General features: G+C 70.2%; 2 protein-coding genes. One reads left to right on the top strand and one right to left on the bottom strand.

Annotated elements, in window-relative coordinates; translation table 11 throughout:
- Positions 1 to 44 precede the first annotated feature (44 nt).
- The gene (locus tag ACFVWR_RS19045; protein ID WP_387216011.1) at positions 45 to 842 is read right to left on the bottom strand and encodes a hypothetical protein; all 798 of its coding nucleotides are present in this window, start codon (positions 840 to 842) and stop codon (positions 45 to 47) included.
- Between the two features lie 539 nt (positions 843 to 1,381).
- Between ACFVWR_RS19045 and ACFVWR_RS19040 the strand changes: the two genes are divergently transcribed.
- Positions 1,382 to 1,579: a hypothetical protein gene (locus ACFVWR_RS19040; protein ID WP_387216008.1), complete on the top strand. Its 198-nt coding sequence runs from the start codon at positions 1,382 to 1,384 to the stop codon at positions 1,577 to 1,579.
- Positions 1,580 to 2,125 lie beyond the last annotated feature (546 nt).

The raw sequence follows: 2,125 nt of genomic DNA, 5'->3' as shown, positions 1-2,125 counted from the left end.
GTCCTAGGCTGCGGACCCCCCGGCCGGCGCCCCACCGTCTGAGGTCAGGCGGCCTGCTCGAGCGTCCGTTCCGGGGACGTCGCCCAGCAGAACGTCAACTGGGCGATCGGCGCGTTCGGCAGATTCCACGCCGCCCGGATCGCCTCCAGGTCGCGCTGCAGGGTCCGCTTCGACACTTTCAGCCGCCGTGCCGCGCCCTCCAGCGTCTCCCCCTCCGACAGGGCCCGAAGGACAGCGCGCTGCGCCTCAGACAGGCGCCTCTCCCCCGCCGGCACCACGTCCGGAGTGATCCCGCCCCGGACACGGCGCTCGCCGTGCCAGACACGGCCACGACGCCACTCCTGCTCGAAAGCGTGCGCGCAGAACGCGACCATCGCCCGATCCGTGATGATCCACGCCGCGTGCGGCGGCGCATCCTCCATCACATAGTTCGCAATCACAGCCACCTTGCGGTCGACGACGATGACCCGCTCGAACGGATCCGCCAACGTACGGAAATGCGCACCCCGCCCCGCCATCGTCGACGCCCACTCGCACGTCACCGCATCGTCCCGCACCGCATCCAAATACAAGGTGCGGAACTGCACCCCACGCTCCAGGGCGGCCGTGTCACGGGCAATCCCGAGCTCCATCTGCTCCCGCCGGCGCGGCCCCAACGGATGCGCACCCAACAGCTCCTGACGGGCCCCCGCAAGAATGTCCCCGATACGGGCATTGACCTGCGCAACATCCGCGATGAACTCGGAGCCGCGCCCCGCCCGCCACTGCGACCGCTCAAACGCCAGCGTCAAATCATCGACGACAGCCGGGACCGAGGCCATCCGCTCGACCTCGGCCGCCATGCTCGACAAAGCGTCCTTCAGGACAGCCCAGCCAGCAGCCTGCGGCGGCAACACCACCGGCCTCCCCGCCCGAGCGTCACTGTCATCGATAAGCCGCCACGACCGCAGCTCCTCCAACGCCTCCGCACTACCAGGCCCGGCCGGCTCCCCGTTCGCGAGCCGCTCATACTCCTCGACCGCGGCAGACGAAACCCCCCGCGCCGGCATCGGACGGCCCTGTATGCCCGAGCCCGTCGCACCCTCTCCCACCCTCGCCCCCGAACCTGCTCAACGCTGGCTACCCGTACGCCTGTTGGCATATGTGTGCCAGACACCTATATGCCACCTGTGTTCGATTGAACGGCGGTGGCTGATACTCCACATTAAGGCCGTGGCGTCTCCCGGCTCCCCCCGGTAACTGTCTCCCCACAAGCACCACCAGCCACCCACAACAGGCCCCGGTGCGGGCGGGGTTCGCAGCAGACAGAAGCAGAGGGAACAGCAGCCGGGAGAGCCCACATACTCCACTCACGACCATCGTGAGACTGGAAGGACCACAGATGAACCGCCGACGCCTCTGCCGCACCATCGCCGCGCTGTCCCTCGCCGCCGCTGCGGCCATCACGCCGCTCGCCATCGCGCACCACCAGAGCGCGACGGACACACGCGCCGACTCCGTGTGGGGCGTCCCACCGATCGACACGCCTGCCGTCCCGATCGTGGTCGACATCGCGCCGCGAGACTCCGTCTGGGGCTGACCGCCCCCGCACCACCAGCCTGGCATGGCGTCACACGGCCCGAGGGGGGACCGACGACCTGTGCCAGGCTTTCTCATGCCTCGACGTCGGGCCGCTCACGACGGCCGCGTTGTCAGTGCCTCGTGCCACGCTGGACGGGCCCGGCGGCGCCTCACGAAGCCGATGCCGCCGCCGGGCGCCCGGGGCAAGACTCGCCAGGATCTGCGGGACCGTGAAGTCATGGCCGTGACCCGCATGCTCGGCGCCTGGGCCCGCCCCTGGTGCCCGCACTGCCACGCGACACCCGGCCCGGACTGCCCGGACATGAGCCGGCCGAAGAAAGCGCAGCGCGCCCTCGAGAAGCGCGAGTGGCGCCGTGAAGCCGTCCGGGAGCGGGACGCATCTCCCTGAACCGCCCACGGCGCCTCACCTGGCCTGGCAGACTCGCCCCTATTCCGGCGTGACGGCGTGCACGGCCTGCACCGTGCACGAACAGCCGGCCCGTGGCCTGGTCTTCTCCCGTGAAGAGACCGGGCCACACGGTTGTCCGGGGGCGCTGTCAGTGCC

The sequence above is a fragment of the Leifsonia sp. NPDC058292 genome, assembly GCF_042880955.1.
Taxonomy (GTDB): domain Bacteria; phylum Actinomycetota; class Actinomycetes; order Actinomycetales; family Microbacteriaceae; genus Leifsonia.
The sequence above is the reverse complement of the archived record's forward strand: the minus strand, read 5'-3'. Positions and strand labels throughout refer to the sequence as shown.